Source organism: Asticcacaulis biprosthecium C19 (assembly GCF_000204015.1).
Taxonomy (GTDB): domain Bacteria; phylum Pseudomonadota; class Alphaproteobacteria; order Caulobacterales; family Caulobacteraceae; genus Asticcacaulis; species Asticcacaulis biprosthecius.
Window position 1 is genome coordinate 646,057 of sequence record NZ_GL883078.1, and the last position, 4,679, is coordinate 650,735.

Sequence of the window (4,679 nt, forward strand, 5' to 3'; positions counted from 1 at the left end):
CTCTATTCCGCAAAGATGTGTGCATACCTTAGCGCAAGCGCGGGGAGGTATAAAAAGATAAAAAAGACCCGGAGCCTGCGGTGAGGTGCAGACTCCGGGTCCATGGGGGACAGGAACGGTCGGGTTTACGGGGCAGCCGACCGTTCCGGCCCTTGGCCAACTGGTAAGGGAGGAGGATTACCAGCGGTTGACGTCGTGACGCTCCGAGCGAACCTGGCCGGACAGGTTATCCAGACGATACTCAAGGGTTGCCACTTCCTGGCGGTTCAGGCCGCGGCCGGAACGTTCGTACGAGCGCTTCAGCGACACGATGTCGCGCAGGCGGTATTGCAGGCGTTCACCTTCGCGGCGGCTGATCTGGCCGTTGCGGCGGCCCTGGTCGATGCGATGGCGAATCTGGTCGATCCGGTTTTCGATGCGGTTCTCGGCGCGGTCGTCCCAGCGGCCACCACCGCGGTGATCATCCCAACGGCCGCCACGTTCATTATCGCGGTAGCCACGCTCATTCTCGCGGTAGCCGCGCTCATTGCTGTCACGGTAGCCAACCGAAACCGTAGCGCCGGTGTCGGCAAATGCCGGGGCGGCCATGCCGGTCAGGGCGGAGGCGGCGACGGCCAGGGCGATCAGGGTATTGCGGGTCTTCATGGTCTTTCTCCTTGCTCAGGGTTTCGTATCGGTCGCTGTCCTTCAGCGATGAGGCCATAATGACATGCTGGAACTGAGCCCAACCTGAACGGTGCGGTTCATTTTCGGTTCAGGTGATGATTGACCCGACGGGGCTTTTGGCGCATGACCGCGCCATATATTTTAAGGAGCTTCGAACATGCCCCTGCCTGCCACCAAGCCCGCCCGCGCCCCCGAACGGCCATGGTTTTCCTCCGGTCCGACGTGCAAGCGTCCCGGCTGGAGCGTGCAGGCCCTGTCGGGCGCACCGGTCGGCCGTTCGAATCGCTCCAAGGTCACCGTGGGCCGCATCAATCAGGCCCTGGAACTGACACGTTCCATCCTGCAGATCCCCGCCGAATACCAGGTGTTCATGACGCCGGGCTCCGACACAGGCGCCTTCGAGGCCGCCATGTGGAACCTGTTGGGGCCACGCAAGGTGCAACTCCTGGCCTTTGAAAGCTTTGGCCAATTGTGGGCCGACGACGCCACCAACCACCTGAAACTGGATGCCGAGGTTCTGAGCGCACCTTATGGCCGCCTGCCGGATTTGACGAAGATAGACCCCACCGCCGACCTGGTCTTTCCGTGGAACGGCACCACTTCGGGCGTTTGCCTGAGCGATGGCGAATTTCTGAAGGGCCATGAGGGCCTGGTCCTGTGCGACGCCACCTCGGCGGCCTTCTGCATGGAGTTGCCGTGGGCTGACCTGGATGTCGCCACCTTTTCGTTTCAGAAGGCTCTGGGCGGAGAAGCCGGGATCGGTATTCTTGTCCTGTCGCCGCGCGCCGTCGAACGCCTCAACACCTTCGATTCCGGCCGGCCCATCCCCAAGGTCCTGCGCCTGAAAAAAGGCGACAAGGCCGATCCGAACATCCTCGGCGGCGATGCCATCAACACCTTCTCCTTCCTGGTCGTCGAGGACTATCTCGACGCCTTGCGCTGGGCGTCGCTGGAAGGCGGTCTGGAAGGGCTGATCAACCGCTGCAACCGCAATTTCGAAACCCTGCGCGAATGGGTCGAGGCCACCGACTGGATCGATTTCGTCGCCGAGGTCGAAGCCCAGCGTTCCACCACGTCGGCCTGCCTCAAATTCGTGGCGCCCGACGTTACCGCGCGATCGGCCGAGTTCCAAGCGAAACTGGCGACAAAAATCGGCTCATTGCTGGAGGTCGAGGGCGTGGCCTTCGACGTCACCGGCTATCGCGCAGCACCGCCGGGCCTGCGTATCTGGTGCGGCTGCACCGTCGAAGCCGATGATATCGACGCCCTTTTGCCGTGGCTGGAATGGGCCTACGCCCATGCGCTGGAAGCTCTGACATCGGACGATAAAGCGCCCGCTTGAACCTCCGTAGTGTTTTATCAGATTAAAACACTTTCTTTGGCGCGCAATTTATCCGAAAAGTGGCAACCACTTTATCGGATTGCGCTTTTAAGGGGTTACAAGGGCCGATTCCTGCTCTATAGGGTCGCACCGTTTGTTGACCGGGCCATGGTTGCGCCCGAATGAAGAACGGAGTCTTCCCTTGGCGAATGTAACGGTGATCGGAGCCCAGTGGGGCGATGAAGGCAAGGGCAAGCTAGTCGACTGGCTGTCGAACCGCGCCGACGTTGTTGTACGTTTCCAGGGCGGCCACAATGCCGGCCATACCCTGGTCGTCGATGGCAAGGTCTATAAGCTGAGCCTGCTGCCCTCCGGCGTCGTCCAGGGCAAACATTCCATCATCGGTAACGGCGTCGTCGTCGATCCGTGGGCGCTGTTCAGCGAAATCGCCAAGGTCGAAGCCCAGGGCCTGAGCATCACACCTGACCTGCTCAACATCGCCGACAATGCCTGCCTCATCCTGCCGATCCACAGCGAACTGGACATCGCCCGCGAAGCCGCCGCCGGCGCCGGCAAGATCGGCACCACCGGCCGCGGCATCGGCCCGGCCTACGAAGACAAGGTCGGCCGCCGCGCCATCCGCGTTGCCGATCTGGAAGATCTGGACGCCCTGTCCGGCAAGATCGACCGCCTGCTGACCCACCACAATGCCTTGCGTCAGGGCCTGGGCCTCCCTGATGTCGACGTCGCTGCCCTGACCGATCAGTTGAAAGAGATAGCGCCGCGCCTGCTGCCCTTCGCCCGTCCCGTCTGGTACGTGCTCGACAAGGCGCGTCAGGAAGGCAAGCGCATCCTGTTTGAGGGGGCGCAAGGCGCGCTGCTCGACATCGACCATGGCACCTATCCGTTCGTGACCTCGTCCAACACCGTCGCCGGCCAGGCCGCCGCCGGTTCTGGCCTGGGTCCCAAGTCAGTCGGCTATGTTCTGGGAATTCTCAAGGCCTACACCACCCGCGTCGGTTCGGGCCCCTTCCCGACCGAGTTGTTCGATGAGATCGGTCAGGGCATCGCCACACGCGGCCACGAATTTGGCACCGTCACCGGTCGTGCCCGTCGCGTCGGCTGGCTGGACGCCGTCCTGGCGCGCCAGTCGATTGCCATCAACGGCATCGACGGCATAGCCCTGACCAAGCTCGACATCCTGGACGGCATCGAAACCATCAAGGTCTGCGTCGGCTACAAGGTCGGCGACAAAGTGCTGGATTATCTGCCGGCCGGTTTCAAGGCGCAGCAGGGTATCGAGCCGGTCTATGAAGAACTGCCGGGCTGGAGCGACAGCACCCAGGGTGCGCGGTCGTGGAAGGATCTGCCGGGCAATGCCGTCAAATATGTCCGCCGCATCGAGGAACTGATCGGCGCGCCGGTGGCCCTGCTGTCGACCAGCCCCGAGCGCGACGATACCATCCTGATGCGCGATCCGTTCCAGGATTGATTGAGAACGGTGTTCCCTTTGTTGTAAAGGGATTCACCGTCTTTTTACCCTGTTCCGAAAACGGATGTTTACCAGTTTCGGCTAGACTCTTTATGCGTAGAGCCGAAAGAGTTGCATGTTCGCCCTGGATCCCCGCCTTCAAGCCAAGCTTCGTATGCATTTGAGCCGTGTCCTCATCCTTGAGGAGAATACGGCCTATGCCCGGATGCTGGCGGATATGCTGCGGAGTATCGGGGCTGACAACATCGTCATCGAAACCGACGACAACCGCGCCATGGCGATGGCGCGCAGTCTCAACCCCCAGTTGATACTCATCGAATACAAGGCCAGCCGGGTCGACGGTATCGAATTCGTCAAGGCCCTGCGCCGCAGCGACCTGGCTTGCCGCAAGACGCCGGTTATCATGGTCAAGGCCGGGGTCACCCCGGCGCAGTTGAGCGAGGCGCGTAATGCCGGCGTCCACGAAATGCTGATGAAACCCTTCGCCTGGCAGGATCTGATGACCCGGCTGGAAAACGTGCTGTTCAAGACGCGCGACTGGGTGGAGGTCCTCTCCTATGTCGGGCCGGACCGCCGCCGCTTCAACACCGGCGACTACAAGGGTGCCAAGAAGCGCAAATCGGAAAAGGACGGATCGGGGCGAATCGCCGTTGAAGAGGCCGTGCGTTTGCTGAAAGCGTCACTGGAACTTTTCGACGACGACGGCGAAACCATGATGCGCACGGTCATGCAGCAGATGGCGGTGATTGTGCCGGCGGCCAAGTCGATCAAGGAAACCAAGTTTCTGGCAGCGGTGACGGCCATCATCGGTGATCTGAAGCTGCGGGTTCTGACCAAGGCGCGGCTGACAGTTCAGGTCGAAGCCATGATCAAGGCGCTTGGCATGAACAAGGCCAGCGGCAATCAGTGGGCACACGATCTGTTTGCCAAGGGCATGGCCGACCAGGAGGCCGAAATGGCCGCCGCCAGGCGGTTGTCGACGGAACTGGATCTGGACAAGCACACCGGCGCGGCGGCGTAGGTCTGCCATTTCGAGGCGAGACACAGCCCAAAGTGTCGAACCGCGAATAGACGCGAATAAGAAAGAGGGCCCGAAGGCACTCCCGAAAACATCAATCTGCGCAAAGTTCGGGCCGCGGAAAGTTCAGGTTACCAGGAATATTCGCGCTTATTCGCGTTCATTCGCGGTTCCAACCTTCT

4 protein-coding genes are annotated in these 4,679 nt (G+C 61.4%); 3 read left to right on the forward strand and 1 reads right to left on the reverse strand.

The window, feature by feature from the left end:
- Positions 1 to 177: 177 nt before the first annotated feature.
- On the reverse strand, positions 178 to 645 hold the full coding sequence (locus ABI_RS23730) for a DUF4148 domain-containing protein (RefSeq protein WP_006273545.1): 468 nt from the start codon (positions 643 to 645) through the stop codon (positions 178 to 180).
- 178 nt (positions 646 to 823) lie between these two features.
- Here ABI_RS23730 and ABI_RS13385 point away from each other — a divergent pair, with 178 nt between their 5' ends.
- From ABI_RS13385 to ABI_RS13395, 3 genes are all read left to right on the forward strand, one after another.
- Positions 824 to 2,008 (forward strand): phosphoserine transaminase, encoded by a 1,185-nt coding sequence (locus tag ABI_RS13385; RefSeq protein ID WP_040309252.1) that lies wholly within the window; start codon positions 824 to 826, stop codon positions 2,006 to 2,008.
- Positions 2,009 to 2,189: 181 nt separating this feature from the next.
- A complete protein-coding gene (locus ABI_RS13390) occupies positions 2,190 to 3,479 on the forward strand; it encodes an adenylosuccinate synthase (protein WP_040309253.1) in 1,290 nt (429 codons plus the stop codon).
- Positions 3,480 to 3,594: 115 nt separating this feature from the next.
- A complete protein-coding gene (locus tag ABI_RS13395; RefSeq protein WP_050808294.1) occupies positions 3,595 to 4,500 on the forward strand; it encodes a response regulator in 906 nt (301 codons plus the stop codon).
- Positions 4,501 to 4,679 lie beyond the last annotated feature (179 nt).